At 67.1% G+C, this 26574-nt stretch carries 25 protein-coding genes; 3 read left to right on the forward strand and 22 right to left on the reverse strand.

The window, feature by feature from the left end:
• Window positions 1-60: 60 nt before the first annotated feature.
• From urtE to urtA, 5 genes are read right to left on the reverse strand one after another with little or no spacing between them, the layout of a single operon-like run.
• Window positions 61-759, reverse strand: coding sequence for an urea ABC transporter ATP-binding subunit UrtE (urtE, locus tag CEY08_RS27910; RefSeq protein WP_063643452.1), 699 nt, complete (start codon window positions 757-759; stop codon window positions 61-63).
• 1 nt (window position 760) lies between these two features.
• Complete coding sequence (gene urtD / locus CEY08_RS27915) at window positions 761-1600, reverse strand: urea ABC transporter ATP-binding protein UrtD (RefSeq protein ID WP_042794865.1); 840 nt, start codon at window positions 1598-1600, stop codon at window positions 761-763.
• The gene (gene urtC, locus CEY08_RS27920) at window positions 1597-2736 is read right to left on the reverse strand and encodes an urea ABC transporter permease subunit UrtC (protein WP_042794864.1); all 1140 of its coding nucleotides are present in this window, start codon (window positions 2734-2736) and stop codon (window positions 1597-1599) included. The genes urtD and urtC overlap by 4 nt, the downstream gene beginning before the upstream one ends.
• On the reverse strand, window positions 2733-4364 hold the full coding sequence (gene urtB, locus CEY08_RS27925; RefSeq protein WP_042794863.1) for an urea ABC transporter permease subunit UrtB: 1632 nt from the start codon (window positions 4362-4364) through the stop codon (window positions 2733-2735). Before urtB ends, urtC begins: the two co-directional genes overlap by 4 nt.
• Before the next feature lie 20 nt (window positions 4365-4384).
• Window positions 4385-5638, reverse strand: coding sequence for an urea ABC transporter substrate-binding protein (gene urtA / locus CEY08_RS27930; RefSeq protein ID WP_042794862.1), 1254 nt, complete (start codon window positions 5636-5638; stop codon window positions 4385-4387).
• A gap of 370 nt (window positions 5639-6008) precedes the next feature.
• Here urtA and atzF point away from each other — a divergent pair, with 370 nt between their 5' ends.
• From atzF to CEY08_RS27945, 3 genes are read left to right on the forward strand one after another with little or no spacing between them, the layout of a single operon-like run.
• Window positions 6009-7838, forward strand: coding sequence for an allophanate hydrolase (gene atzF, locus CEY08_RS27935; protein ID WP_076815170.1), 1830 nt, complete (start codon window positions 6009-6011; stop codon window positions 7836-7838).
• A 47-nt stretch (window positions 7839-7885) separates the two neighbouring features.
• Window positions 7886-11521 (forward strand): urea carboxylase, encoded by a 3636-nt coding sequence (uca, locus tag CEY08_RS27940; protein ID WP_076815168.1) that lies wholly within the window; start codon window positions 7886-7888, stop codon window positions 11519-11521.
• A 2-nt stretch (window positions 11522-11523) separates the two neighbouring features.
• Entirely contained in the window at window positions 11524-12270 is a 747-nt protein-coding gene (locus CEY08_RS27945) for a GntR family transcriptional regulator (protein ID WP_084738593.1), read from the forward strand.
• Here CEY08_RS27945 and CEY08_RS27950 read toward each other — a convergent pair.
• From CEY08_RS27950 to CEY08_RS28030, 17 genes are all read right to left on the reverse strand, one after another.
• Window positions 12267-13082 carry an anti-sigma factor family protein gene (locus CEY08_RS27950; RefSeq protein ID WP_042794859.1) on the reverse strand — a complete coding sequence of 272 codons (816 nt, stop codon included), beginning with the start codon at window positions 13080-13082 and terminating at the stop codon, window positions 12267-12269. The genes CEY08_RS27945 and CEY08_RS27950 overlap by 4 nt on opposite strands.
• A 1-nt stretch (window position 13083) precedes the next feature.
• On the reverse strand, window positions 13084-13596 hold the full coding sequence (locus CEY08_RS27955; protein ID WP_042794858.1) for an RNA polymerase sigma factor: 513 nt from the start codon (window positions 13594-13596) through the stop codon (window positions 13084-13086).
• 30 nt (window positions 13597-13626) lie between these two features.
• On the reverse strand, window positions 13627-13995 hold the full coding sequence (locus CEY08_RS27960) for a COG4315 family predicted lipoprotein (protein ID WP_076815166.1): 369 nt from the start codon (window positions 13993-13995) through the stop codon (window positions 13627-13629).
• A 100-nt stretch (window positions 13996-14095) separates the two neighbouring features.
• Complete coding sequence (locus CEY08_RS27965) at window positions 14096-14560, reverse strand: GNAT family N-acetyltransferase (RefSeq protein WP_042794856.1); 465 nt, start codon at window positions 14558-14560, stop codon at window positions 14096-14098.
• Between the two features lie 111 nt (window positions 14561-14671).
• A complete protein-coding gene (locus CEY08_RS27970; RefSeq protein WP_076815164.1) occupies window positions 14672-15709 on the reverse strand; it encodes a phosphotransferase in 1038 nt (345 codons plus the stop codon).
• On the reverse strand, window positions 15706-16929 hold the full coding sequence (locus CEY08_RS27975; RefSeq protein WP_063643445.1) for an acyl-CoA dehydrogenase family protein: 1224 nt from the start codon (window positions 16927-16929) through the stop codon (window positions 15706-15708). The genes CEY08_RS27970 and CEY08_RS27975 overlap by 4 nt, the downstream gene beginning before the upstream one ends.
• Window positions 16930-16942: 13 nt before the next feature.
• Complete coding sequence (locus CEY08_RS27980) at window positions 16943-17704, reverse strand: SDR family NAD(P)-dependent oxidoreductase (protein ID WP_063643444.1); 762 nt, start codon at window positions 17702-17704, stop codon at window positions 16943-16945.
• A 34-nt stretch (window positions 17705-17738) separates the two neighbouring features.
• A complete protein-coding gene (locus tag CEY08_RS27985; RefSeq protein WP_042794854.1) occupies window positions 17739-18131 on the reverse strand; it encodes a RidA family protein in 393 nt (130 codons plus the stop codon).
• Between the two features lie 19 nt (window positions 18132-18150).
• A complete protein-coding gene (locus tag CEY08_RS27990; RefSeq protein WP_076815162.1) occupies window positions 18151-19023 on the reverse strand; it encodes an alpha/beta hydrolase in 873 nt (290 codons plus the stop codon).
• Between the two features lie 18 nt (window positions 19024-19041).
• Window positions 19042-19755: an ABC transporter ATP-binding protein gene (locus CEY08_RS27995; protein ID WP_042794853.1), complete on the reverse strand. Its 714-nt coding sequence runs from the start codon at window positions 19753-19755 to the stop codon at window positions 19042-19044.
• The gene (locus tag CEY08_RS28000) at window positions 19748-20527 is read right to left on the reverse strand and encodes an ABC transporter ATP-binding protein (RefSeq protein ID WP_063643442.1); all 780 of its coding nucleotides are present in this window, start codon (window positions 20525-20527) and stop codon (window positions 19748-19750) included. Before CEY08_RS28000 ends, CEY08_RS27995 begins: the two co-directional genes overlap by 8 nt.
• Complete coding sequence (locus tag CEY08_RS28005) at window positions 20520-21536, reverse strand: branched-chain amino acid ABC transporter permease (protein WP_063962200.1); 1017 nt, start codon at window positions 21534-21536, stop codon at window positions 20520-20522. The genes CEY08_RS28000 and CEY08_RS28005 overlap by 8 nt, the downstream gene beginning before the upstream one ends.
• 12 nt (window positions 21537-21548) lie before the next feature.
• Window positions 21549-22433, reverse strand: a complete 885-nt coding sequence (locus CEY08_RS28010) for a branched-chain amino acid ABC transporter permease (protein ID WP_042794851.1) — start codon at window positions 22431-22433, stop codon at window positions 21549-21551.
• Window positions 22434-22451: 18 nt separating this feature from the next.
• The gene (locus CEY08_RS28015) at window positions 22452-23357 is read right to left on the reverse strand and encodes a hypothetical protein (protein WP_042794850.1); all 906 of its coding nucleotides are present in this window, start codon (window positions 23355-23357) and stop codon (window positions 22452-22454) included.
• Between the two features lie 15 nt (window positions 23358-23372).
• Entirely contained in the window at window positions 23373-24302 is a 930-nt protein-coding gene (locus CEY08_RS28020; RefSeq protein ID WP_042794849.1) for a ferritin-like domain-containing protein, read from the reverse strand.
• A 76-nt stretch (window positions 24303-24378) separates the two neighbouring features.
• On the reverse strand, window positions 24379-25560 hold the full coding sequence (locus tag CEY08_RS28025; protein ID WP_063643439.1) for an ABC transporter substrate-binding protein: 1182 nt from the start codon (window positions 25558-25560) through the stop codon (window positions 24379-24381).
• Window positions 25561-25632: 72 nt separating this feature from the next.
• The gene (locus tag CEY08_RS28030; RefSeq protein WP_063643438.1) at window positions 25633-26478 is read right to left on the reverse strand and encodes a GntR family transcriptional regulator; all 846 of its coding nucleotides are present in this window, start codon (window positions 26476-26478) and stop codon (window positions 25633-25635) included.
• Between the last annotated feature and the right edge of the window lie 96 nt (window positions 26479-26574).

A 26574-nucleotide genomic window follows, 5' to 3' on the forward strand; every position in this document is an offset into this window, starting at 1 on the left:
GAGCAGATGGGCTCGTCGTCCAGAGGCGGCTCAATAAAAACAGCCCTCGCGCCGGAGGCGCTAGACCGACAAGTGGCGGCGCACGTCTTCCCCGTCGATCGCGCCACGGTCGCCGCGCGCCACCACCTCGCCGCGTGACAGCACCACGAACTGGTCCGCCAGTTCGCGGGCGAAGTCGAAGTACTGCTCGCACAGCAGGATGGCGATGTCGCCGCGCTGGCGCAACATGTGGATGACGCGGGCGATGTCCTTGATGATGGAGGGTTGGATGCCTTCGGTGGGTTCGTCCAGGATGATGAGCTTGGGCTCGGCCACCAGGGCGCGGGCAATGGCCAGCTGTTGCTGCTGCCCGCCGGACAGGTCGCCGCCGCGGCGCGACAGCATGGTCCGCAGCACCGGGAACAGTTCGTACACTTCTTCCTTGATGCGGCGCGCGCGCGCCGCCGGCTTGGCCGCCATGCCCATGAGGATGTTCTCTTCCACGGTCAGGCGCGCGAAGATATCGCGGCCTTGCGGCACGTAGGCCATGCCGCGCGCGGCGCGCTGGTGCGGCGCCAGCCGCGTGACGTCGGCGCCATCGAAGGCGATGTGGCCGCGGGCCACGGGCAGCACGCCCATCACGCACTTGAGCAAGGTGGTCTTGCCCACGCCGTTGCGGCCCAGCAGCGCGAGGCATTCGCCCTGGCGCAGCGCCAACGACACGCCGCGCAGCGTGTGGCTGCCACCGTAGTATTGGTCGATCGCGTTCACGTCCAGCATGTCAGCGCCCCAGATAGACTTCAATGACGCGCGGATCGGCCTGTACCTTGCTCATCGGCCCTTCGGCCAGCACCGAGCCTTCATGGAGCACCGTGACTTTGCCGTCGCCCGCGATCTGGTTGACGAAGTCCATGTCGTGTTCCACCACCATCAGGGAGTGGCGTCCGCGCAACTCGTTGAGCAGTTCGCCGGTGCGTTCGGTCTCGGCATCGGTCATGCCGGCCACCGGTTCGTCCAGCAGCAGCAATTGCGGCTCCTGCATCAGCAACATGCCGATCTCCAGCCATTGCTTCTGTCCATGCGACAGCAGCCCCGCGGGCAGGGCCGCTTCCGGCCGCAACCGGATCAGGTCCAGCGTTTCGCCGATGCGGTCGGCCTGCTCGCCGCTCAGCCGGGCGAACAGCGTCGGTCGCACGCGCTTGTCGGTTTTCATCGCCAGTTCCAGGTTTTCGAAGACGGTGTGCTGTTCGAACACCGTGGGCCGCTGGAACTTCCGGCCGATGCCGGCGTGCGCGATCTGCGCTTCGTTCAGCGTGGTGAGGTCGATGCTCTGCCCGAAGTAGGCCGTGCCCGACGTGGGCCGAGTCTTGCCGGTGATGACGTCCATCATCGTGGTCTTGCCCGCGCCATTGGGGCCGATGATGCAGCGCAGTTCCCCCACCCCGATGTCCAGCGTCAGATCGTTCAGGGCCTTGAAGCCGTCGAAGCTGACCGTGATGCCCTCCAGGTAGAGGATGGCGCCGTGGCTCGTGTCCAGGCCCTTGGGGCTGACGCGGCCGTAGCCCGCCTCGCCGCTGGGGCCGCCGTCGAGCGCGGCGGATTCGATGTGCGTGCTGGTCATGCTTGTTTCCCCTGGGAGCGGACGGAAAGGCGGGCGGCGGCGCGGCGTGCCAATCCGACGATGCCGGTGGGCAGGAACAGCGTCACCAGCACGAAGATGAGGCCCAGCGCGTATAGCCAGAACTCAGGCAGCACGCTGGTGAACCAGGTCTTCAGTCCGTTGACCGCGCCTGCCCCGATGATGGGGCCGACCAGCGTGCCGCGCCCGCCGGTGGCGACCCAGATCACCATTTCGATCGAGGTCTCGGTGGACATTTCGCTGGGGTTGATGATGCCGACCTGCGGCACGTAGAGCGCGCCGGCGATGCCGCAGAGCACGGCGGACAGGGTCCATACGAACAGCTTGAAGCCCAGCGGGTCGTAGCCGATGAAACGCAGGCGGCTTTCGGCGTCGCGCACGGCGGTCAGCACCCGGCCCAGCTTGCTCTGCGTGACCGCGCGCGCCAGGATGAGCGCGCCGGCCAGCGCGCCCAGCGTGATCCAGTACAGCGCCGCCCGCGTGCCCGGCGCGGTGATGTCGAAGCCGAGGATGCGCTTGAAGTCCGTAAAGCCGTTGTTGCCGCCGAAGCCCGTGTCGTTGCGGAAGAACAGCAGCATGGCGGCGAAGGTCAGTGCCTGCGTGATGATCGAAAAGTACACGCCCTTGATGCGGGAACGGAACGCGAAGTAGCCGAACACGAAGGCCAGCAGGCCGGGCACCAGAACGACGAGCAGCATGGCGTACCAGAAGTGTTCCGTGAACGACCAGTACCAGGGGTAGGTCTTCCAGTCCAGGAACACCATGAAATCCGGAAGGTCGCTCTGGTAGACGCCGTCGCGGCCGATGGCGCGCATCAGGTACATGCCGTGCGCATAGCCGCCCAGCGCGAAGAACAGGCCGTGGCCCAGGGACAGGATGCCGGCATAGCCCCACACCAGGTCCAGCGCCAGCGCCGCCATGGCGTAGCACATGAACTTGCCCAGCAGCGCCACGGCATACGCGGACACGTGCAGCGCATGGCCCGGCGGGAAAACGAGATTCAGCAAGGGCAGCAGCGCCAGCAGGGCCACCGCCGCCGCCAGGGCCGTCCAGACCCGGCCCGAGAAGAGCGGGCGGCGGGTCAGCAGATTCAGGTCAGTCAGCGCGTTCTGTTTCATTCGACGCTCCGGCCACGGGGGGCGAACAGGCCTTGTGGCCGCTTTTGGACGAACAGCACAATGAGCGCCAGGATGGTGATCTTGGCCATGACGGCTCCGGCATAGGGCTCCAGGAATTTATTTACGCCGCCCAGGCCCAGCGCGGCGATGACGGTGCCGGCCAGCTGGCCCACACCGCCCAGCACCACCACCATGAACGAATCCACGATGTAGCCGCGGCCCAGGTCCGGCCCCACGTTGCCCAATTGAGATAGCGCGACTCCGGCCAATCCAGCGATGCCGGAACCCAGCCCGAAGGCCAGCATGTCGACGCGGCCGGTGGGCACGCCCACGCAATCGGCCATCCGGCGATTCTGTGTGATGGCGCGCACGAACAGGCCCAGGCGCGTGTGATTCAGCAACGCCCAGACCAGGAATACCACGAAGAACGCGAAGCCGATGATGACGAGGCGGTTGTAGGTCAGCACCAGCCCGCCCAGCACGGTGATGCCGCCAGACATCCAGCTGGGATTGCCCACTTCCACGTTCTGCGCGCCGAACAGCGTGCGCACGCCTTGCATCAGCATCAGGCTGATGCCCCAGGTCGCCAGCAGCGTTTCCAGCGGACGGCCATAGAGCCAGCGTATGACGGTGCGTTCCAGCGCCATGCCGACCAGCGCGGTCACGGCAAAGGCCAGCGGCAGCGCTGCCAGCACATACCAGTCCAGCCATCCCGGCAGCCAGGCGCGGAACGCCGTCTGCACCATATAGGTCGCATAGGCGCCGATCATCAGCAGTTCGCCGTGCGCCATGTTGATAACGCCCATCAAACCGAAAGTAATGGCCAGCCCCAGCGCCGCCAGCAGCAGCACGCTGCCCAGGCTGATCCCGTAAAACAGGTTGCCGGCCCATTCAATGGTGGCCAGGTGCCGGTCGATCTGCTTGAGCGCATGCGCGGCGGCCTCGCGCACGCCGGCATCGGGCTCTGCATGGACGCCGTCGCGCTCCTGCGTGAGCGCGGCCAGCGTGGGGCGGAACGCGGCATTGCGGGTGGCGCCCAGCACCTCCACCGCATGGCGCCGTTTGGCGGGGTCGCTGCTCTTGAGTTCGAGATTGGCCTGCGCGATCAGCAGCGCATCTCGCACGGCGTCGTTCTTTTCCGAAGCCAGCGCCTTTTCCAGCATGGGCAGGCGGGCGGGGTCGCCGGTCTGCTGCAGGCGGCGGGCCGCGGCCAGGCGTTCGGCGGGCTGCTCGGAGTACAGGCGCGAGCTTGCCAGGGCGGCTTCGATAGCGCGGCGCAGCCGGTTGTTGATGCCGATGGTGCCTGTGCCCGCGGGCAGCTCGGCGGCGGCGCCCGTCGCCGCGTCGGTGGCGCGCGTGCCGCCGTCGCCGATCAGCACGCGGCCGTCATCGGTGGCATAGAGCCGGTCTTCGCCCAACGCCTGCAGCACCTGGGCGGCGCCCGGGTCGGGCGATTGCCCCAGCGCGGCAATCGCCTGCAGCCTGGCGTCCGTATCGTCGCCGGCCAGCGCCGCAAGCAAGGCCGGGTCCACGCCCGCCGCGGCCGCCGGAGCGGCCGCGAGCGGCACGGACAACAGCCATGCCAGCAGGAAACGACGCAAGTACAGTGTGATTGCCGCGATGCGCATGGCTGCTTGTCCCGAGAGCGTTAGAGTCCTTGCTTGCCTTCATTGCCCGGGATGTACGGGCTCCAGGGCTGGGCGCGGATCGGGCCCTTGCTTTTCCACACCACGCTGAACTGGCCGTCCGCCTTGATTTCGCCGATGTAGACCGGCTTGTGCAAGTGATGGTTGGTCTTGTCCATCTCGATGGTGTAGCCGTCCGGCGCCTTGAAGGTCTGGCCGCCCATCGCCGCGATGACCTTGTCCACGTCCGTGGTCTTGGCCTGCTCGACCGCCTGCTTCCACATATGGATGCCGATGTACGTGGCTTCCATCGGATCGTTGGTTACCACCGTATTCGCGTTGGGCAGGTTCTTGGCCTTGGCATAGGCCTTCCACTTCTGGATAAAGGCCTCGTTGACCGGGTTCTTGACCGACTGGAAGTAGTTCCACGCGGCCAGGTGGCCCACCAGCGGCTTGGTGTCCACGCCGCGCAGTTCTTCTTCCCCGACCGAGAAGGCCACGACCGGCACGTCGGTGGCCTTCAGGCCGGCGTTGCCCAGCTCTTTGTAGAAGGGCACGTTGGAGTCGCCATTGATGGTGGAGATGACGGCGGTCTTGCCGCCGGTGGCGAACTTCTTGATGTTGGCGACGATGGTCTGGTAGTCGGAGTGGCCGAAGGGCGTGTAGACCTCGTCGATGTCGCTGTCCTTGACGCCTTTGGAATGCAGGAACGCGCGCAGGATCTTGTTGGTGGTGCGCGGGTAGACGTAGTCGGTGCCCAGCAGCACGAAGCGCTTGGCGCCGCCGCCGTCCTCGCTCATCAGGTATTCCACCGCCGGTATGGCTTGCTGGTTGGGCGCCGCGCCCGTGTAGAACACGTTCTTCTCCAGCTCTTCGCCCTCGTATTGCACGGGGTAGAAGAGCAGGCCGTTCAGTTCCTTGAACACCGGCAACACGGACTTGCGCGACACGGAGGTCCAGCAGCCGAAGACCACCGCAACCTTGTCCTGGGACAGCAACTGGCGCGACTTCTCGGCGAACAACGGCCAGTTCGACGCGGGGTCCACCACCACGGCTTCCAGCTTCTTGCCCATCACGCCGCCATTGGCGTTGATTTCGTCGATGGTCATCAGGGCCACGTCCTTGAGCGACGTTTCCGAGATCGCCATCGTGCCCGACAGCGAATGCAGGATGCCGACCTTGATGGTGTCCTCGGCGGCGAGTACCTGCGGCATCCATCCGGACATGGCCAACAGGCTCACGGCGGTCAGTTGCTTAAGGGCTAGTCTGCGTTTCATGGTGACTCCTGAATGGAATGTGCCGGCTGGGCCGGCGAGAACGATCTGAACAACACCCGACAACAAGGACCTCAAAGCAAAAGGCATGCCAGCCGCGCAAGCTGGCGGGGATCGCTATAGGAAGGGGCAGTCCGGCGTGCGCGCGCGGGCGGTGGCGGAACCCGGGCGGCAGGGATCGATGTGGTGCCGCGTGCACAACATGGGTGCGCGTCCCGCCCGCTGGCGGTGCGCGGGCGGGATGGCGGCATGCGCGCGGATGGTCGCGGGGCGCGGCGTCGCCGGGAGAACAAGGGGCAAGCACCGGGCGTCGGCCAACATGGCACGCCGATTGCTTGGGAATCCGTACTTGTATACAAGAAAGGATTCCAGCATGAACGCCGTAGCAACGCTGAAGGGCCCGGTAGGTTGGACGATCGCGCAGTGGCAGGCTGCCTATCGCGAGGAGGGCGCCACGCCCGAGACCTTGCTGGCCGCGTGGGCCGAACGCGGCGGCCCGTCAGACAACGCCTGGATCAAACGCGTGGACGGCGCCATGCTGGCTCGGCAGCTCGATGCCCTGCATGGGCTGCTGGAAGCCGCTGGCGGCGACCTGGCGCGCTTGCCCTTGTATGGGGTGCCGTTCGCCATCAAGGACAACATCGATGCCGCTGGCTGGCCCACCACGGCGGCCTGCCCGGACTTTGCGTACATGCCGGACCAGGATGCCACCGTGGTCAGCCGGCTGCGCGCGGCAGGCGCCATCCTGGTCGGCAAGACCAACCTGGATCAGTTCGCCACCGGGCTGGTGGGCACGCGTTCGCCGCTGGGCGCCGTGGCCAACGCTTTCAATGCGGAATACGTCAGCGGCGGCTCCAGTTCGGGCTCGGCGTCCGTGGTGGCGCGCGGGCTTGCGGCATTCTCGCTGGGCACCGATACCGCGGGCTCGGGCCGCGTGCCGGCAGGCTTTAACAACATCGTCGGTCTCAAGCCCACCAAGGGCAGGCTCAGCACGGCCGGGGTAGTGCCGGCATGCCGCACCCAGGACTGCGTGTCGGTGTTTGCGCTGACGGTCGATGACGCTGAGCTCGTGGCAGACATCGCGGCGGGCTTCGATGAGCGCGATCCCTATTCGCGCCCGCAGCCTGTCGCGGGCGAGCGTCCCTGGCCCGCGCAGCCCAGGCTGGCGATACCCGCGCAGCGGGAGTTCTTCGGCGACGCGCAGGCGGCGGCCGCGTTCGACGAGGCGGTGCGTGTCCTGAAAGATTCCGGCGCGACGGTCGAACCCATCGACTTCACGCCGTTCAACGAGTTGGCCGCGCTGCTCTATCAAGGCCCGTGGGTGGCCGAGCGCTTCGCGGCCGTGGAGGCACTGTGGAAGCGAAATCCCGACGCCATCCACCCGGTGGTGCGCGGCATTGTCGAGCAGGCCGCCAGCTATACCGCGCTGGACACGTTCAAGGCCGAGTACAGGCGCGCGGAACTGGCGCGGCGCATCCATCAGTCGCTGGCAGGCTTCGACGCCCTGGTCGTGCCGACGGCTCCCTCGATCTACACCATCGCTCAACTGCAAGCCGATCCGGTGACGCTGAATTCGCGCCTGGGCATCTACACCAACTTCGCGAACCTGGCGGATCTGTCGGCGCTGGCGCTGCCGGCCGGCATGCGCGGCGATGGGCTGCCCGCGGGCATCACGTTGCTGGGCCTGGCGTGGCAGGACCATGCCCTGGCGCAGTTCGGCCGCCAATGGCAGGCGCGTCTCGGGCTGCCTCTGGGCGCCACCGGCGCCGCGTTGCCCGCCGCCGGCCCGGGCCGCGCGCCAACGCGTGACACAGTGCGCGTGTCGGTGGTCGGCGCGCACCTGCGCGGCATGCCGCTGAATCATCAACTGACCTCGCGCGGCGCCGTGTTCGTCGAGCAGACGCGAACGGCGGGCGACTACCGCCTGTATGCCCTGGCCAACACCTCGCCGCCCAAGCCCGGGCTGGTGAAGTCGGCCAGCGGCGCGCCCATCGAGGTGGAGCTCTGGGATGTGCCGCTGACTGCCTTCGGCGCATTCGTGGCCGAAATCCCCGCGCCGCTCGGAATCGGCACGCTGACGCTGGAGGATGGCCGCGAGGTCAAGGGCTTCATCTGCGAGCCGCGCGGCCTGGAGGGCGCGCGCGACATCACCGGGTTCGGCGGCTGGCGCGCCTATCTGGCCAGCCTGGCCGCCAAAGCCTGATCCCCGCCTAAGCCAATCCCCCCGCAAAGTCATCAGGGAGTCGCACCGTGTTCGATACCGTTCTGATTGCCAACCGCGGCGAAATCGCCGTCCGCGCCATCCGCACGCTTAAGCGCCTGGGCATACGCAGCGTGGCTGTTTACTCCGACCCGGACCGCAACGCCGCGCACGTGCGCGCCGCCGACGTGGCCGTGGCCCTTGGCGGCGACAAGGCCGCCGATAGCTACCTGCGCATGGATCTGTTGCTGGCTGCCGCCCGCGAGCATGGCGCGCAGGCGATCTACCCCGGCTATGGCTTCCTGTCCGAGAGCGCCGATTTCGCGCAGGCCTGCGAGGCCGCGGGCATTGCATTCGTCGGCCCTACGCCTTTGCAGATACGCGAATTCGGCCTGAAGCACCGTTCCCGCGAGCTGGCGGCCGAGGCCGGCGTACCGATGACGCCCGGCACGGGCCTGCTGGGCAGCCTGGGCGAAGCGCTGTCGCAGGCCGAACGCATCGGCTATCCGGTCATGCTCAAAAGCACGGCGGGCGGCGGCGGCATCGGCTTGTCGCGCTGCGAAAACGAAGCCGAGCTGACCGCCGCCTTCGACAGCGTGCAGCGCATGGGCGAACACTTCTTCAGCGATGGCGGCGCCTTCATCGAGCGCTACGTCGAGAACGCGCGCCATGTGGAAGTCCAGATATTCGGCGATGGCGCCGGCCGGGTGCTGGCGTTGGGGGAGCGCGACTGCTCGGTGCAGCGCCGCAACCAGAAAGTCATCGAAGAAACCCCCGCGCCGCTGCTGCCCGCGGCAACGCGCGCGGCGTTGCTCGACGCCGCCGTGAGGCTGGGCACAACGGTCAACTACCGCTCCGCCGGCACCGTGGAATTCATTTACGATCCGGCGCGCGACAGCTTCTACTTCCTGGAAGTGAACACCCGCTTGCAGGTCGAGCATCCCGTGACCGAAGCGGTGACCGGGCTGGACTTGGTGGAATGCATGTTGCGCGTGGCCGCGGGCGAACCGCTGGACTACGCCGCCATGTCGCGCGCGCCGCAGGGCGCGGCTATTGAAGTGCGTCTTTATGCCGAGGATCCGCTGCGCCAATTCCAGCCATCGCCGGGGATGCTGACCGAGGTGTCCTTCCCGGATGGCGTGCGAGTGGATGGCTGGGTCGAGACTGGCACCGACGTGCCTGCGTTCTACGACCCCATGCTGGCCAAGCTGATCGTGCACGCCGACACGCGCGAGGCCGCGCTGGACAAGTTGTCCGCCGCGCTGGCCCGCACGCGCCTGCATGGCATCGCCACCAACCTGGACTATCTGCGGCAGATCGTGGACGACGCGCGCTTTCGCGCCGGCGAGCTGTCCACGCGCTTCCTGGACAGCTTCGCCTACCGGCCCGCCGCGATCGAGGTGCTGGTGGCAGGCACCTATACCAGCGTGCAGGATTATCCGGGCCGGGTGGGTTACTGGGATATCGGCGTGCCGCCGTCGGGACCGATGGACGACTATGCCTTCCGCATGGCCAACCGCATCGTCGGCAATGCCGCCGACGCCGCCGGCATCGAGGCCACCTTGGTCGGTCCGACCTTGCGCTTTCATGGCGACGCCATCGTGGCGTTGACGGGAGCCGCCTGCGAGGCCACGCTGGATGGTGAACCCGTGCCTATGTGGGCCCCGGTGGCCGTGCGCTCGGGCCAGGTGCTGGCGACCGGCCGCGCGCTGTCGGGCTGCCGCAGCTACCTGGCCGTGCGTAACGGCCTGGACGTGCCGGTCTACCTGGGCAGCCGCTCTACCTTTGCGCTGGGGCAGTTCGGCGGCCACGCCGGCCGCACGCTGCGCGTGGGCGACATGCTGCCGCTGGTCCGCCCCGGGCTGGCTGAAGCGGCGCCCGCCGTGTCCGAGCCCCAGGCAGCGCCCGCCGGATTGATACCGGCTTACGGCAATGCCTGGGAAATCGGCGTGCTCTACGGTCCGCATGGCGCGCCGGATTTCTTCCAGCCCGAAGCCATAGACGCGTTTTTCGCGGCGGACTGGGAGGTGCACTACAACTCCAACCGGCTGGGCGTGCGCCTGATCGGCCCCAAGCCAACGTGGGCGCGTGAGGACGGTGGCGAAGCCGGCTTGCACCCGTCCAATATCCACGATTGCGAATACGCCATCGGCAGTATCAACTTCACCGGCGACAGCCCCGTCATCCTGACGCGCGACGGTCCCAGCCTTGGCGGCTTCGTCTGCCCCGTCACCATCGCCCGCGCCGAGCTGTGGAAGGTGGGGCAGGTCAAGCCCGGCGACCGCATCCGCTTCGTGCGCATGGATTACCGGCAGGCCGTGGCGCTGGAGGCGGCGCAGGATCGCTGCGTGGCCGAACTGGCCCCACCGGTGCAGGCCGGCCCGGACCAGGCGCCCGCCGCGACCGCGGTCGCGGAGCCCATTGTGGCGGCGCTGCCGGCGCAGGGCGCGCGGCCTTCGGTCTCCTACCGCCAGGCGGGCGACGGCTACCTGCTGCTGGAATACGGCGACAACGTGCTGGACCTGGCGCTGCGCATGCGCATACACCTGCTGATGGAGGCGCTCAACGCCGATCCTATCGGCGGCGTGCAGGAGCTGTCGCCCGGCGTGCGTTCGCTGCAGATCCGCTATGACAGCCGCGTCATCCTGCAAGGCGAGCTGATCGAGCGCTTGTTGCGCATTGAAGCCGGCCTGGCCGACGTGGCCACGCTCAAGGTGCCCACCCGCGTGGTCTACCTGCCCATGGCGTTCGAGGACTCGGCCACGCTGGGCGCGGTGCAGCGCTATCAGGAGACCGTGCGCGCCAGCGCGCCCTGGTTGCCGAACAATGTGGACTTCATCCAGCGCATCAATGGCCTGGCCAGCCGCAAGCAGGTCCGCGACATCGTGTTCGACGCCAGCTATCTGATCATGGGGCTGGGCGACGTGTACCTGGGGGCCCCCTGCGCCGTGCCGATAGATCCGCGTCACCGCCTGTTGACGTCCAAGTACAATCCGGCGCGCACGTACACGGCCGAAGGCACGGTGGGCATAGGCGGCGTGTACATGTGCATTTACGGCATGGATTCGCCTGGCGGTTACCAACTGGTCGGGCGCACGCTGCCGATCTGGAACAAGTTCCTGAAGAATCCGGTGTTCCAGGATGGCAAGCCCTGGCTGCTGCGCTTTTTCGATCAGGTGCGCTTCTACCCCGTGAGCGAGGCGGAACTCGACGTGCTGCGCGAGGACTTCCGCGAAGGCCGCGCCACGATCCGCATCGAGGAAGAGGTCTTCGATTTCGCTGCGCACCAGCGTTTCCTGGCGGAGGAGGCCGACAGCATTGCTGCCTTCCAGATGCGTCAAAGAAGCGCCTTCGATGCCGAGGTGGCGCTGTGGAAAAGCGAGGGCGCCGCGGTGGAGCAGGACGCGCCAGGTCCCGAGCCCGACCCCGAGGTAGCGCTGCGCGAAGGGGAAAGCCTGGTCAGCGCCGACATGTGCGGCAACGTCTGGAAGATCCCCGTGCAAGTGGGCCAGAGCGTATCGGCCGGCGACACGCTGGTGGTGGTCGAGGCCATGAAGATGGAGCTGTCCGTCATCGCGCCCGCGGCCGGGACCGTGGCCGCGATCCGCTGCGTGCCCGGCAAACCCGTAAATGCCGGCGACCCGCTGATCGTGCTGGCCGAAGACGTGGCCTGCCCCGTCGCCTGAGCATGCGCCTGGAATCCGTGCAAACCGTTCCGGCCATGCGCCAGGCGCCGGCCCTGGCCGGCTCGCTGGCCGATCAGGTCTACCAATGCCTGAAGGAAGAATTGTTCGACTTCCGCGTGCTGCCGGGCGAACGTTTCACCGAAGCCGAGGTGGCGGCTCGGCTGGGCGTCAGCCGCACTCCCGTGCGGCTGGGCCTGGCACGGCTGGAGCGCGAAGGCTACGTGCTGCCGCAGCCGCGCAGCGGCTGGCAGGTACGGCCTTTCGATTTCGAGCGCTTCGAAGCGCTGTACGACGTGCGCGTGGTGCTGGAGCAGGCTGCCGTGGAACGGCTATGCGCCAGGGAGCATATGGATCCCGCTGGCATCCTGGGCGCGCTGAAAGACGTGTGGCTGGCGCCGCCGCGGCAGCGCATCCTGGACGGGCGGCTGGTGGCGCAGTTGGACGAAGCGTTTCATTGTTCGCTGGTGGCCGCGGCCGGCAACCCCGAGATGGCGCAGATCCATCGCGACGTGACCGAGAAGATCCGCATCGTGCGGCGGCTGGACTTCACCAAGGACTTCCGCGTGGACGCCACTTATGAGGAGCACGCCGCGATCCTGCGCGCCGTGCTGGCGCGGCGGGCCGATGAAGCCGCCCGCATGCTGCGTACGCATATCGGCATGAGCCGCGCGGAGGTGCGCAAGATCACGCTGCATATGCTAAACGAGGCGCGGGCGCAAGCCGGCGGGCGCGCCCCGTCCTCGGGCTAGCCCTGCAGTTGCCGGTAGACTTCCTGCGAGACGCGCAGCAGCTCGTCGCGGCTGACCGCGCCGGACAGGGCGTAGCCGAACTGTCCTTCGACCCAATAGAACACCCGCACCGGGCCTTCCTGGGTGAACTGGAATGCCGTCTGGCCGCCCGCAGCCTCGCGGGTCACGTAAAGCGTCAGCCGCTGGCCGTCCGCCGCGCCATACATGAACAGCGCCACCGGGCCCGCGCCGCCCGGCAGCAGGCGGCCGCCCACCAGCTCGTAACCCGCCTGCGACAGGGACGGCGGGCGCATGGTCGCGCCCATGCGCTTGGTGAGCCAGGTGACCAGGCCTTTCTCATTGTCGGCGCCCACTTCCACGGGGCGCCCCATGTCGGGCGCGTAGACCGCGTGGGCAATGGCGGCGCGCTGAGCGTAGCCGCCGGCGACGCGTTCCGGGCTGGCCGTGGCCAGCGCCGCTTGCAGCTGGCGGGCGTCCATGGCGCCTCGGGTGATCCAGGCAGCGCTGGCGCTCACGGCGGCAATTGCCACGCCGGCCGCCAGTGCGCGCCACGGCCACGGGTTCGCGGGCCGCGCCAGGGGCAGGCGCAGCGGCAGCGGCTCGTCCAGCACCGGATCCAGCATGGCGTGCAGCAAGCGCCGCTGTTCCCGCCATTCATCGACGCGGCCCTGGTCCTGCGGATGCGCCGCCAGGAAAGTCTCGACCTCGGCGCGCCGCGCCGGCGGCAATTGGCCGTCCGCATAGGCATGCAGGTCGGCTTCGGTAATCGGGGTGCCCGTGCCGGGCACCGCATGGAGGCGTTTTTCGTTCATGTCATTTCACGCGATGGAGCTTGCTGACGGTGTCGCGCGCCTGCATCAGCGCGCCCAGCTTCTCGCGGGCGCGCGACAGGCGCGACATGACGGTGCCCATCGGCACGTCCAGTATCCGGGCGGTTTCCTGATAGGACAGGTCCTCCACGCAGATAAGCAGCAGCACCTCCCGCTGCTCGGCGGGCAGGGCTTGCAGGCAGCGGTCCAGATCGCGCACCTCCAGGTGATCCGTCTGCGTGGCGCGCACCGGTGCGTCGGGCAGCTCGCCCAAGGCGGTCTGTTCGGCCCGCCGGCTGCTGGCGCGCACGCCGTCGATGAAATGGTTGTGCATGATGCCGAACATCCAGGCGCGCAGTTCGCCCCGCCGTTGCCATCGCGAATAGCGGCTCCATGCGCGCTCCAGCGTGTCCTGGACCAGGTCGTCGGCCCGATGGGGGTCGCCCGTCAGCCCGCGGGCATAGCGCCGCAGGCTGGGGATGCAGGCCAGGATCAGGGCTTCGTCTTCGGCGCGCATGGGTTGCTGCGTTTGATGGGAACCACCGCGTCAGGGCTTGGCGATGTGCCAGACTTCCTTGAAGTTGTCGCCGGTCTTGTCGCCGGCCTTGGCGTCCTTGGCGTAGGTGTACAGCGGCTTGCCCTTGCTGGCCCATTGCTTGCTGCCGTCGTCGCGGGTGATGACGGTCAGGTCGCCCATGGGTTTGGCGTCGGCGCTGGCCATGACCGGCGGCCAGATCTTGGCGCACTGGTCATTGCAGGCGCTCTTGCCGCCGGCATCCTTGTCGAAGGTGTAAAGCGTCATGCCGGCGCTATTGACCAGCATGCCGTCCTGGGTCTTGACGGCCTGGGCATGGGCGCCAGCCGAAAACAGGGCGGCGGCGGAAATGGCCAGGGCTGCGGCGATGTGTTTGCGCATGGTTTGCCTCGTACGTAGATAGGGAAAGTGGGAGACTGCCCTCTACAGACGCTGCCGGTCCCGGCTTTATTCCAGCCGGGCTGAAAGAAGTTGCAAAGGGTCAGCCGGCCGGCCGGACAGCGCCGGGTTCGCGACGCATTTCGAATTCCAGTTCGGTTTCCTCCATGGGGATGAAGCCCAGCGCTTCGTACAGGCGCCGGGCGGGGTTGCCCTTCAGCACGCTCAGGGTAACGGGGACGCCTTCGGCGTCGGCCTCGTCCAGCACGCGTTGCAGCAAGCGGCGGCCCAGCCCGCGGCCTTGGAACGCCGGGTCGATCTGGATCTGGATGATGCGCCAGGCGGCCGCGTCACGGCCATGCTTGAACAGGCCGGCGGGGCGGCCGTCCAGCCAGACGATCCTGGCGTCATCGAAACGGTAGCGGATGCGGGCCAGGTGGTGGTCGTCATCCAGCGGCGCGCCGGCGCGCCGCAGGTGTTCCTGCATGGTGGATTTGCGCAGGGTGAGCAGGAAGGGCAGGTCGTCTTCGGTGGCGGGCTGCAGCGCCAGGGAGCAGGACAAGGTCATGGACGGGGAAGGAGGCGAGGGCGTCCGGCGGGCATGCCGGCCTGATTCTCAGGTTATAGAGCGGTTGGGCTCCGGGCGCCAGCCCGCCGTCGGCGCCCGGCCGGTCAGGAATCAAGGCGCGTCGTTGCGCGCGCATTCCCAACCCAGCTCGGCCAGCGGCTCCACCTTGGCGCCCATGGCCTGGGCGTCGTCGGCAGCGGCGTTGCCGCCCGAGGCGCGAGCGGCAACGCCTTGCAGGATGGCCGCCATGCGAAAGAAGCTGTAGGCCAGGTAGAAGCCCCAGTCGGACACGCCGGAAAGCCCGCGCGCGCGGCAATACGCCGCCACGGCTTCGTCCTCCGTGGGGATGCCCAGGGTGGCAAGATCGCATCCGGCCACGCCGCGCCACAGCTGTGGCGATACCCGCCAGCACATGCAGTAGTAGGCCAGGTCCGCCAGCGGGTGCCCCAGGGTGGAAAGCTCCCAGTCCAGCAGGGCCAGGGCCCGGGGTTCGACGGGGTGGAAGATCAGGTTGTCCAGGCGGAAGTCTCCGTGCACCAGCCGGGTTTCGTCGCTGGCGGGGATATTGCGCGGCAGCCAGTCGATCAGCGACTCCATGGCGGGCAGGTCTGCCGCCGGCCGGCTTTCCCGGTACTGGCGCGTCCAGCGCGAGATCTGTCGGGCGTAATAATTGCCGGGGCGGCCATAGCTTTCCAGGCCCAGGGCGGTGTAGTCCAGTTCATGCAGGGCCGCGAGCACGCGGCTGGTCTCCGCGTAGATCGCGCCGCGTTCGGCCCGATCCAGGCCCGGCAGGGCAGGGTCGACGAAGGTGCGCCCCTGCACATAGTCCATCAGGTAGAAAGGCGTTCCGAGCAGGCTGTCGTCCGCGCAGTAGTCCAGCATGCGCGGCACGGGCACCTCGCTGCGCTCCAGTGCCCGCATGACCTGGAACTCCCGGTCGATGGCGTGGGCCGAGGGCAGCAGCTTGCCTGCGGGTTGCTTGCGCAGCACATACTGGCCGCGGCTCGTGGTTACCACGTAGGTCGGATTCGACTGGCCGCCCGCCAGGCGCCGCACTGCCACCTCGTCAGCCTGCCCCGCGTATCCCGCGCGCACCAGATAGGCGGCCAGCGCGTCCTGGCCGGCAAGGCCTTGCGCCGCGCCCGTCACGATTGCGCCCCGGCTTGCTTCTGCGCTTGCCAACGCCAGAAGTCATCGCCTTCGTCCATCAGGAATCGCGCCAGCACCATCTTGTGGACTTCGGACGCGCCATCGACCAGCCGGGCCTGGCGCGCGTAACGGTAGATCCATGCCAGGGCCGTATCGCGGGAGTAGCCGCGCGCGCCGGTCAACTGGATGGCGGTGTCGACCGCCTTGTGCAGCGTCTCCGAGACGACGATCTTCGCCATGGACACCTCCTTGCGCGCGAAGCTGCCCTGGTCCAGGCTGACGGCGGCGCGCATAGTCAGCAGGCGGCCGATCTCGATCGCCATGGCGCATTCGCCCAGCATCCATTGCACGCCTTCGCGCTCGGCCAGGGCGGTGCCGAAGCTCTGCCGGGTTGCCACGTAGTCGCGCGCGATCGCCAGGGAGCGCCGGGCCAGCCCCAGCCAGCGCATGCAGTGGGTCAGCCGCGCGGGTCCCAGCCGGATCTGGGTCACCTTCAGGCCATCGCCCACCCCGAGCAGGCGGTTCTCGTCGGGGATCTCCAGTCCGTCGAACACCAGTTCGCAGTGGCCGCCATGTTCTTCCGGACCCATGATGGGGATGCGGCGCTCAATGCGCCAGCCGGGCTGGTCCGCGTCGAACAGGAAGGCGGTAAGGCCCTTGCGCGGATCGTCCGACGTCTTGGCCATCAGGATGAAATGCTGTGCCACGCCCGCGCCGGTAATGAACCACTTCTTGCCGTGCACGCGCCACGTGCCGTCTTTCAGGGTGGCGGTGGTGCGCATCATGGAGGGGTCCGAACCGCTGCCCGGATGCGGCTCGGTCATGGCGAAGGATGAGCGCACCTTGCCGTCCACGATGGGTTGCAGCCAGCGCGCTTTCTGCGCCTCGGTGGCGACCTTCTCCAGCACCATCATGTTGCCGTCGTCGGGGGCCGCGCTGTTGAACACCACGGGTCCGAAGATGGACACGTTCATTTCCTCGTAGCAGGCCGCCATGCCGACGCGCGACAGGCCCTGGCCGCCGCGTTCGCGCGGCATCTGCAGGGCCCACAGCCCGGCTTCGCGGGCGCGGCGGCGCAAGGGCTGCAGGACTTCCTCGCGGATGTTCTCGTGTTCGTCGTAGGAGGACGGGTCCGCCTCCACGGGCAGGATATGCGTCTCGACAAATGCCTTGATGCGTAGTCGGTAGCTTTCGATTTCTGGCGTGAGGCTGAAGTCCATAATGATCCCGGAGTCAGAGCGTGGAAATGAGGTGTCCGCCATCCACGACCAGGACCGACCCGGTCATGAAGGAAGAGGCGTCGGAAGCCAGCAGCAGCAAGGGGGCGGAGAGTTCGCGTGCCTGCCCCAGCCGGCGCTGCGGCACGCGCCGGATCAGCGCCTGTCCCGCGTCGCTGGCGAAGAATTCGCGGTTGAGATCCGTTTCGATGTAGCCGGGAGCCAGGGCATTGACGCGGATGCCGTGGCGCGCCCATTCCAGGGCCAGCGCCTGTGTCAGCTGGATCAGCGCGGCCTTGGAAGCCGCGTACGCGGGCACTTGTTGCGCTACGCGCAAGCCCAGTATGGAGGCGATGTTGATGATGCTGCCGCCGCCCTGCGCCTGCATGTGGCGGCCCGCGGCCTGCGCTACGCGCCAGGTCCCGTTCAGATTGACGTCGATCACGTCCATCCAGTCGGATTCGGTATGTTCCAGCGCAGGTCGGGCGGTCGTGATGCCGGCGTTGTTGACCAGGATGTCGATGGCGCCACCCAGGCGTTCGGACGCCGCGTCGAACAGGCCGGCCACGCTGTCGGGCTGGGTCACGTCCAGCGCGATGGCGCATGCCCGCCGGTCCGGCGCGGCCAGCTGCGCGGCCAGTTGTTCGCCCGCCTGCAGCCTGCGTCCGGCCAGGGCGACGTGCGCGCCCGCATTGGCCAGGGTGCGAGCGAACTCCGCGCCCAGGCCGCCGAAGGCGCCGGTCACCAGGGCCCGCTTGTTGCGTAGGTCCTCGAACATGCTCACTCTCCTTCGGGCGATGCCGCCCCGGGGGTCATGCGGGCTTGTACGCCGACGCTTCCACTTCGATCAGCCACTGCGGCCGCGCCAGGGCGCGGACCACGACCAACGTCGCGGCGGGGCGCGCCTCGCCCAGATAGGCCATCCTGACGGGGCCGAGCAATGGCAACTGGCTTTCGTCCGTGACATACGTCACCACCTTGACCAGGTCGCCCGCGTTCATGCCCGCGGCCTCCAGCATGGCCTGGATGTTGCGCCAGGCGGCGTGGGCCTGGGCCTCGAAGCCTTGCGCGAGCTCACCCTCGGACGATACTCCGACCTGGCCGGCGATGTGCAGCCAGCGCCCGGCGCCTTCTGTCAGCACGCCCTGGCTGTAGGGGCCCAAGGGGGCGCAGACGCTGGCGGGATTGAGTGGATGGCCTGCCATGGGGACTCCTCGTGGAAGATCACGCCCGGCCCGCGCCTGGCAGCAGCAGATCGAGCGTCTTGTTGAACAGCGGATAGCCGCTGCTGGCGAAATCGGTCAGCAGATCGAAATGGTTGCGTTGCGGCACCACGAGGTTTTCGACCTCATAGCCATGGCTGGCGCAATGCTGCGAGAAGTCCCGGCTCTGTCCGCGAAAACCCTCGGTTTCCAGGGCTCCCGCCGCGAACACCAGGGGGACCTCATAGAGCGCGGCGCGCTCATACAGTCCCAGGCTGCGCGCTTCGGCCGCGCTCATGTTGAGATCGCGGTTGATGGACGTGCGCAGCAAGGGTTCGAGATCGAACAGGCCGCTCAGGCCGACATAGCCCCGTATCCTGCCGGCCAGGGCGGGCACCAGATCGCGACACAACGCCCGGGCGGCCATATGTCCGCCCGCCGAGTGGCCGGACAGCACGATGCGGCCGGCATCGTAGCCATGGCGTTCGCCCTGGGTGGTCAGCCAGGACACGGCCGTACAGGCTTCATCGACGATCTCGGACACGCGCGCATGAGGCGCCAGCGTGTAGTTGGGCAGCGCCACGGCGACGCCCCGCGCCAGGTACTCGTCGGCGATGAACGAGAAGCCGTGTTTGTCCAGGGCCCGCCAGTAGCCGCCGTGGATGAAGACCAGCAGCGGCGGCGCCGGGACCTGGTCGGGAACGAACAGGTCCAGCACGCTCGAGGGCCGGTCGCCGAAGCGCAGGTCCAGGCGCGCTTCGTGGCGGCCACGGGTGCGCGCGCTGCGGCGCGCATAGGTAAAGTAGATCTCCTCGCGTTCGGGATGCCTGGCGCGCAGGTTGTACTGCGCTTCCTGCTCCGGATCGATCGCCTGCTCCTGGGAAGAAAACGTCATCGCTTCACCTGTCTCCTGTCAGGCGCCCAGATAGGCCGCCTGTACCCGTGTATCGTCGCGCAGCGCCTGGGCGCTGCCCGAATACGCCACCCGGCCTTCCTGCAGCACGTAGCCGTAGTCCGCGGCGCTCAAGGTGAGCCTGGCGTTCTGTTCGGCGATGAACAGCGTCAGTCCTTCCTGCTTGAGCCGCCGCAGCGACAGGAAGATGTCCTTCACGACCAGGGGCGCGAGGCCCATGGAGGGCTCATCCAGCATCAGCAGGCGCGGGCTGCTCATCAGCGCGCGGCCTATCGCGACCATCTGCTGTTCGCCGCCAGACAGCGTTCCCGCAGCTTGGCGCGCGCGCTCGGACAGCCGCGGGAACAGGTCCAGCACGAAGTCGAGGTTGCGGCGGAACTCCGTCTGGCGACGCTGCTTGAGCAGCTTGTAGCCGCCCATCTCCAGGTTTTCGCTGACCGACAGCGGGGCGAAGACGCGCCTGCCTTCGGGCACCAGGACGATGCCGCGATCGACGATGCGATCCGCGGACAGCGCTTCTATCGCTTCCCCTTCGAAGCGGACGCTTCCGCGCAGCGGCCGCAAAAGGCCGCTCAGGCTGCGCATGACCGTGGTCTTGCCGGCGCCGTTCGCGCCGAGCAGGCAGCCTATCTGCCCGGCCGGAATCTCCAGGCTGGTGTCGCGCAGCACATCGCCGGCGCCGTAAGAGGCGCACAGGTTGGTGATCTCAAGCATCGGGCATGTCCTCCCCGAGATAGGCTTTCAGGACCAGGGGATCGACGCGCACCGCATCGGCCTGGCCTTCGGCGATCTTGCGGCCGTAATTCAGCACCAGGATGTCATCGCACAATTGCATGACGAAGCTCATGTTGTGCTCGACCAGCAGCACGCTGACTCCGCTGGCATTGACCTCGCGTATGACTTGCGCGACTTGCGCCACCTCGGCGTGCGGCACGCCTGCGACGGGCTCATCCAGCAGCAACAGGCTGGGGTCGGCCGCCAGGGCGCGCGCTATTTCCAGGATCTTGGCCTGGCCGAAGCTCAGGTCGGCAGCCAGCACATCGGCGTGGCGGGCCAGATGCAGCTGCTCCAGCCGCTGCATCGCGATATCACGCATCTGGCGTTCGTCGCGGCGTTGCCTGGGCGTGCGCAGCATGCAGGCCCACATGCCGGAGCCAAAGCGCGCATGGCAGCCCACCATGACGTTCTCCAGTACCGTCAGATCCTTGAAGATCTGCAGGTTCTGGAACGTGCGGGCGATGCCCAGCCTGACGCGCTGGTGGGGCGGCAGGCCCTGTACCGAGCGGCCGCGGAAGCTCACGTCGCCGCGCCCCGGCTGCAGCAAGCCCGCGACGATGTTGAACAAGGTGCTCTTGCCCGCGCCGTTGGGCCCGATCAAACCCTTGATCTGGCCTTGCCTCAGGTCGAACGACAGGTCGGCAAGCGCGGCCAGCCCGCCGAAGTTGATGCCCAGGTCCCGTACCGAGAGGAAATCGCGATCATCCATGGCGCACCTTTCCTTTCGCGGCGGCTACCGGGGACGCGGGCAGGGCGGAGGAACGCCGGCATAGCCGCTGCGCCAGCCCCGCCAGCCCGCCCGGGAAGAACATCAGGACCAGGATCATGCCCAGGCCGAACAGCAGCAATTCGACGTCGTGGAATGCGCGCAGGAATTCCGGCGCGGCGGTGTAGACCAGCGCGCCGAACAAGGGCCCCCAATACTTGCCCCAGCCGCCGACCGCGACCATGACCAGCAGCAGCACCGACGCCGAGAAGCTGAAGGTCTCGGGGGACGCGAACTGATTGAAGTGCACGTAGAAGGTGCCCGCCAGGGCCGCGACCGCGGCGCAGAGCACGAAGACCATTACCTTCAGCGCATAGGTATTGATGCCCAGGCTGGCCGCGCCGACCTCGCTGCCGGCCACGCTGATCATGGCGCGGCCGATGCGCGAGCGGGTCAGGTTCAGGAGGCCCCACATCAGCAGCAGGCCCGTTGCCCAGGCCAGATAGAAGAAGCGGCGATCGGTATCGAAGGCGTAGCCGGCGACCGTGATGGGCTCGACGCCCGACAGGCCGTTGGGGCCGCCCGTCAGGTCCACCAGTTCGACGAACAGCACCGACAGGATGGCGTTGAATCCCAGCGTCGCCATGGCCAGGTAGTGCCCGCGCAGGCGCAGGACGGGCAGGGCGATCAAGAGCGCCGCCATGCTCGCGATCGCCAGCGCCACCGGGATGCCGGCCAGCGCCGTCAGGCCGTACTTGGCGGACAGCACGCCGCTGACATACGCGCCCAGGCCGAAAAAGCCTGCCTGGCACATCGAGATCTGTCCGCAGTAACCCATCAGCAGGTTGAGGCTGGCGATCAGCATCAGGTTGATGCAGAAGGTCACCGCGAGGCCCACGGCATAGCTGTTGGGCGCCACCAGCGGAAACAGAAGGAACAGGCCCCATAGCGCCAGCAGGATGCGCAGGTCGCGGTGCGCGCCTTCGCCGGGCGGATGCAGTTCGGATTTCATCGTCAGCCCCTTTCAGACTTTGTTGATTTCGGCTTTGCCCAGCAAGCCCTGGGGGCGGTAGAACAGCACCAGCAGCAGCACGATGAAGGACAGCGCATCCTTGTACTGCGAGGAAATCAGGCCGCCTCCCAGCGCTTCGATCACGCCCAGAAGCAGTCCGCCGAGCAAGGCGCCCTGCAAGCTGCCCAGTCCGCCCAACATAGCCGCGCTGAAGCCTTTGAAGCCAAGCATCGTGCCGTGGTCATAGGACGTAAAGGTCAGCGGCGCGATGATCACGCCCGCGATGCCGCCTGCCAGCGCTGCCAGCACGAAGGCCACGGTCACCGACCGCCGGACATTGATACCGACCAGGGCGGCGGCGTCACGGTCGATGGCCGTGGCCCGCAGCGTTTTGCCCAGCAGCGTGCGTTCGAAGAAGAAGTGGGTGCCCAGCATGAAGAGAAGCGCCACCCCCATCACCCAGAAGCTCTGCGGCGGAATCTGCGCGCCGGCCAGCGGTACCGGCGCATCGCCCGAGAACGCCGGATAGCCCATGGGCGTCTTGCCCAGCCCCAGCATCACCAGGCTCTTGGTGCAAATTGCCAGGCCGATGCTGAGCAGCGTCACCAGCAACGGCGCGGGCTTCTTCAACGGATGGATCACCAGGCGCTCCGATAGCCCGCCTGCCAGGGCAACCAGGGCCACGGCCGCCAGGCAGGACAGCCACAGCGGCAACTCGGCGACCGCGTAACAGGCCGCCGCTACCATACCGCCCATCATGACCCATTCGCCTTGTGCGAAATTGATGGCGTCGGTGCTCTTGAATATGACGTTGAACCCCACTGCCACGATGGCGTAGATGCTGCCGGTGGTGATTCCGGCGACCAGCAATTGGACGATTTGCGCGGACATATCCATGGCGGGGCCCCGTCGCGCTCAGTTGGGCCGACGCATCGAAAGCGCGATGCCGGGCAGTTCGACGCCGAACTCGGCCAGGCGCCGCGTCACCGTCTCCAGGTACTGCCACAGGATCTCGTATTCCTTGTCCGCCGCCACGGCGCCCAGTCCGGCCGCGGCGGTCAGGGCGTTGGCCCGGCTTTCGGGGCCGTCGGGATCGGCGAGCCAGGGACAGTGGTAGCCACGCAGTTCGACGTCGCTTAGGTAACCCGAGACGGCCTGGGCCACCGCGGCGCGGTCGGCGTCGGACCATGCGGTCGCGCGTTCCGCGACATAGAGCCAGCCGAAAGTGGCGTGGCGCTCCTTGGCCTGCACGCATTGCTCCAGGATGCGGCGCGCCACGGGTTCCGTGGCGTTATCCAGATAGGCCCGGAATAGTTCCAGCTCCAATCCATCTTCCACCGCGGCATGCGCGGTGAAAAAGGCATCGGCATTGCATGCGGCGTCCAGCACCTGACGATGCCGGCACTGGTTGAAGATGGCTTCCTGCTGCGGGCTGGGCGGGCGGTTAAGGTAGCCTCCCAAAAGCGTCGCGTAGCGATGGAAGCACTCGATCTGCCAGGCTTCTTCGGTGTTGCGCACGGTGAGGAAGTACTTGGGGTCGGACTCGCGGCCGCTCTCCAGGCACAGGCGCACCAGCAGCGCCGGCGTTTCGCTCAGGCCCGCGTACTCCACCCACGCGCGCCGGCTCCAGGTCAGGCGGGCCGCGTCGCGGACCTGGGCGTCCAGCGCGCCGAGATCCAGGCTGGCCCAGGGAATGTCCGTCTCGGGCGCCCAGCGCTGCTGTTTGCCGGCTTCATACAATTCGCGGATGGAAGTGATGGACTGCTTGAGCGTCAGCGGGAAGCGGCGCTCAACGGGAATCCTGGTCGTAGCTGCGTTCATGACGGGTCCTCGGGTTCAGAATTCGCCGATCTTCGGGTGGTGCAGCAGGGGCAGGCGCACGCCCCAGGGCTCCATCTGCCGTCGCACGCGCTGCACCGTTTCAACGAACAGGGGCTTTTCCAGTTCTTCGACCGTGGAGCCCAGACCGGCTTCCCAGGTGATTCGGTCCACCTCCATTTCGGCGCGCGAGGCGGGGTTGTCGGGCGCCAGCCAGGCGCTGTGATAGCCGTTGAGCTCGACTTTCTCCATCATGTTGATCACCGCGTTCTCCACCACCTTGACTTCGGCGGGGGACATTTGCGGGATGCGGTGGTCGAGGAAGCGCCAGCCGAATGCGCAATGCCGGACCTCGTCGCGCATGATGCGGGCGCAGATCTGCTTGGCGACGGGATCGCGCGTGATCTCCACCAGATGGCGGAATACGTCGAACGCGATTTCCTCGGCGGCGCAGACCAGCGCCGCGAGGATCGCCTCGACCGACACCTCGGGATCCAGCGCCATCTTGCGCACACCGTGCGTGGCCACGGAACCCTGGTATGCGGCCTGCGCCGGTTGCTCCATGTAGCCGCCCAGCGCTTCGGCCATGCGGTAGCAGGCTTCCGCGTGGCGGCTTTCTTCCTGCGAGCGGATGGTGAAGAACAGACGCAGGTCGGGCTCGCATTTGTCGTGGCAGAAGCGGATCTGCAAGGCCGGGCTTTCCGAGATGGCGCCGTATTCGCTCCAGGCCCGGCGGCTCCAGTACTGGCGGGCCGCGTAGCGCTGTTCGGGCGTGTACTGCGAGGCGTCGAACAGATGCCAATCGATGTCGGTGCGCGGGTCCCACTGCTTGACCGTTGCCAGGTGATAGAGGTCGCGGATCTTGGGGATCCGGGTGTCCAGGTCCAGCGGAAAGATGCTTTCCGGATCGTCCAGGATCGTACGCGGCTCGGCGCTTGCTACGTTCATGACTGCACTCCCTGGTTTGCGGCGCCCGCGGCGCGCGTGAATGGGTGAGTGGAGATTGCTAAGAGAGAGGGGCGGCTTACTTGTAGTCGGCCAGCCGGAATTGCCCGTCCCGGTAGCCGAGCATGACGATGTCGTCCTTGTCCAGGCCGGAGTGGCGTTGCGGCGAGAAATTGAACACGCCGCCCACGCCCTGGTAGCCGGTAATGGCCGCCAGCTGATCACGCGTCTTTTCCTTGTCGCCGCCGCTCTTGTCCAGGGCGGTGCGAGCCAGCATGATGGCGTCGTAGGTCTGGGCCACGAACTGGTTGGGCTTGCGCTTGTAGCGGGCCTCGAAGCGCTTGCTGAGGTCCAGGATGCGGGTCTTGATGGGGTCGGCATCGGGCAGGTCCTGGCCCACCGGGAACTTGACGCTGACCAGCAGCAGGTCCTTGACCGAGTCGCCCGCCAGCTTCATGTAGCGCTGGTCGACGAAGCCATAGCTGTGGACCAGCGTGAGCTTGTCCAGGCCCAGTTGTTGCGCCTGCTTGATAAACACGACGCCCGCCGGGGTGACCGTCCAGCAGATGATGGCCTGCACCGAGGCGTTCTTGATGCGCGTGAGCTGTGGAGTCAGGTCGGTGTCGGCGGGGTTGAAGGATTCGTAGGTGATCTCGATCCCGCGCTTGGCGGCAAGCCGCTTCATCTGCTCGACCGCGCTCTGGCCGAAGCCGCTGTTGTCGGCCAGCAGGGCGGCGCGCTTGATGCCTTTTTTGTCGAAGTAGTCCAGCACCCGGTCGATGACCTGGTCGTCGTCCACGGTGCTCTTGAATACATACTTGCGTTCCGCCACCGGCATCACGATCTGCATCGAGCCTTCGGTGGAGATGAAGGGCGTGGCGGCCTTGTCCACCATTGGCACCATGGCCATCGCGATACCGCTCATGTTGCCGCCGCCCACGATGATGTCCACCTTGTCCTGGGACAGCAACCGCTTGGTGGCGTTGATCGCCTTGGCGGTCTGGCTTTCGGCGTCGTAGAACACCCATTCGACCTTCTTGCCGCCGATGCCGCCCGCGGCGTTGATGTCGTCGATGGCCATTTCCATGCCGGCCTTCATGTCTTCGCCGAGAAAGGCCGCGGGACCGGTCACGGACAGGATGGACCCTATCCGGACCGTGCCCTGGGCGCTGGCGGCGTGCATGCCCAGCATCAGCGCGGCAGCGGGCAATGCCATGGCCGCGCGGCGCGAGAATTCCAGAAACGTCTTTATGCAAGTCATGGTGCTACTCCTGTGCCTGATGCGGGATTTGGGGGGTGCAGCAACTTCCACGAACAGCGAAAACGTAGGCGGCTAGGTCTCCGCCGAGCCCGAGGGATTGCGGAACTCCAGCGAGTCCGACACCTGGTCCGTCTTGCCTGCGCCGTTCTGCAGCGGCACGCGCACCGAGTACCGGACCTGGTCCGCGCGGTAATGGGACAAGCCGGACATGACCGGCCGGTCCTGCTTGTCGAAATACACCAGGTGCCTCGTCAGGACAGGGTCGCCGGGCAGCAGGCTGAGGTAGTCCGCATGTTCTTCCTGCACCGCCCCGCCTTCGATCTTGAGGTTTCCGTAGGCCAGTTCGACCTGGCGGCCGATCAGTTCCAGCAGCGAACCGGCCTCGGCCTGGCGGGCGTCGATATGGGGAATGCGGTCGATGCGCACATAGCGGTAGTCGATTGAAATCGGCACCTGCTGGACGGTGCGCAGGCGCAGGATGCTCCAGACCGGCGTGCCCGGCGCCAGATCCAGCTGGCGTGCCACCGCGACGGACGCGGGTTCCTGGGCGCAGTGCAGCACGCGCAGGCTCAGCGGGCGGCCATGCGCGGACCATTGGTCGATGAAGTCCATGGCCGGGCTGAACTGCTCGTCGATCTTGGGGGCGCAGACGAAAGTGCCAGAGCCGCGGACCCGTCGCAGATAGCCTTCGTCGACCAGCTCCTGGATGGCCTGGCGGACCGTCATGCGGCTGACGTTGAACTGCTCGCTCAGCTCGTGGTCGGTGTGGAAACGGTCGCTTTCCTGCTGCCAGTTCAGGATCATCATCAACACGCGCCGCTTGATCTGCACATAGAGCGGCAGAGGGGAGTCCCGGTCCAGCGCCACGGGGCCGCTGGCTACGGGAGGCTCGCTGCGTACGTTCGTAAGAGTGGACATGACAGCTGGGTTCCGGAATATGTATATACGATTTGTATATTTGTCTAGTTAACTAGACTTTATGATATATTGATTTCGAAAGTCAAGTACGGATTA

Origin of the sequence: Achromobacter insolitus, assembly GCF_002209555.1 — a bacterium.
Lineage (GTDB): Bacteria > Pseudomonadota > Gammaproteobacteria > Burkholderiales > Burkholderiaceae_B > Achromobacter > Achromobacter insolitus.

Bases quoted from the DNA above. Each gene is read 5' to 3' on its own strand.
- urtE (WP_063643452.1), bottom strand. From the start codon at position 759: ATGCTGGACGTGAACGCGATCGACCAATACTACGGTGGCAGCCACACG.
- urtD (WP_042794865.1), bottom strand. From the start codon at position 1,600: ATGACCAGCACGCACATCGAATCCGCCGCGCTCGACGGCGGCCCCAGC.
- urtC (WP_042794864.1), bottom strand. From the start codon at position 2,736: ATGAAACAGAACGCGCTGACTGACCTGAATCTGCTGACCCGCCGCCCG.
- urtB (WP_042794863.1), bottom strand. From the start codon at position 4,364: ATGCGCATCGCGGCAATCACACTGTACTTGCGTCGTTTCCTGCTGGCA.
- urtA (WP_042794862.1), bottom strand. From the start codon at position 5,638: ATGAAACGCAGACTAGCCCTTAAGCAACTGACCGCCGTGAGCCTGTTG.
- atzF (WP_076815170.1), top strand. From the start codon at position 6,009: ATGAACGCCGTAGCAACGCTGAAGGGCCCGGTAGGTTGGACGATCGCG.
- CEY08_RS27945 (WP_084738593.1), top strand. From the start codon at position 11,524: ATGCGCCTGGAATCCGTGCAAACCGTTCCGGCCATGCGCCAGGCGCCG.
- CEY08_RS27950 (WP_042794859.1), bottom strand. From the start codon at position 13,082: ATGAACGAAAAACGCCTCCATGCGGTGCCCGGCACGGGCACCCCGATT.
- CEY08_RS27955 (WP_042794858.1), bottom strand. From the start codon at position 13,596: ATGCGCGCCGAAGACGAAGCCCTGATCCTGGCCTGCATCCCCAGCCTG.
- CEY08_RS27960 (WP_076815166.1), bottom strand. From the start codon at position 13,995: ATGCGCAAACACATCGCCGCAGCCCTGGCCATTTCCGCCGCCGCCCTG.
- CEY08_RS27965 (WP_042794856.1), bottom strand. From the start codon at position 14,560: ATGACCTTGTCCTGCTCCCTGGCGCTGCAGCCCGCCACCGAAGACGAC.
- CEY08_RS27975 (WP_063643445.1), bottom strand. From the start codon at position 16,929: ATGGACTTCAGCCTCACGCCAGAAATCGAAAGCTACCGACTACGCATC.
- CEY08_RS27980 (WP_063643444.1), bottom strand. From the start codon at position 17,704: ATGTTCGAGGACCTACGCAACAAGCGGGCCCTGGTGACCGGCGCCTTC.
- CEY08_RS27985 (WP_042794854.1), bottom strand. From the start codon at position 18,131: ATGGCAGGCCATCCACTCAATCCCGCCAGCGTCTGCGCCCCCTTGGGC.
- CEY08_RS27990 (WP_076815162.1), bottom strand. From the start codon at position 19,023: ATGACGTTTTCTTCCCAGGAGCAGGCGATCGATCCGGAGCAGGAAGCG.
- CEY08_RS27995 (WP_042794853.1), bottom strand. From the start codon at position 19,755: ATGCTTGAGATCACCAACCTGTGCGCCTCTTACGGCGCCGGCGATGTG.
- CEY08_RS28000 (WP_063643442.1), bottom strand. From the start codon at position 20,527: ATGGATGATCGCGATTTCCTCTCGGTACGGGACCTGGGCATCAACTTC.
- CEY08_RS28005 (WP_063962200.1), bottom strand. From the start codon at position 21,536: ATGAAATCCGAACTGCATCCGCCCGGCGAAGGCGCGCACCGCGACCTG.
- CEY08_RS28010 (WP_042794851.1), bottom strand. From the start codon at position 22,433: ATGGATATGTCCGCGCAAATCGTCCAATTGCTGGTCGCCGGAATCACC.
- CEY08_RS28015 (WP_042794850.1), bottom strand. From the start codon at position 23,357: ATGAACGCAGCTACGACCAGGATTCCCGTTGAGCGCCGCTTCCCGCTG.
- CEY08_RS28020 (WP_042794849.1), bottom strand. From the start codon at position 24,302: ATGAACGTAGCAAGCGCCGAGCCGCGTACGATCCTGGACGATCCGGAA.
- CEY08_RS28025 (WP_063643439.1), bottom strand. From the start codon at position 25,560: ATGACTTGCATAAAGACGTTTCTGGAATTCTCGCGCCGCGCGGCCATG.
- CEY08_RS28030 (WP_063643438.1), bottom strand. From the start codon at position 26,478: ATGTCCACTCTTACGAACGTACGCAGCGAGCCTCCCGTAGCCAGCGGC.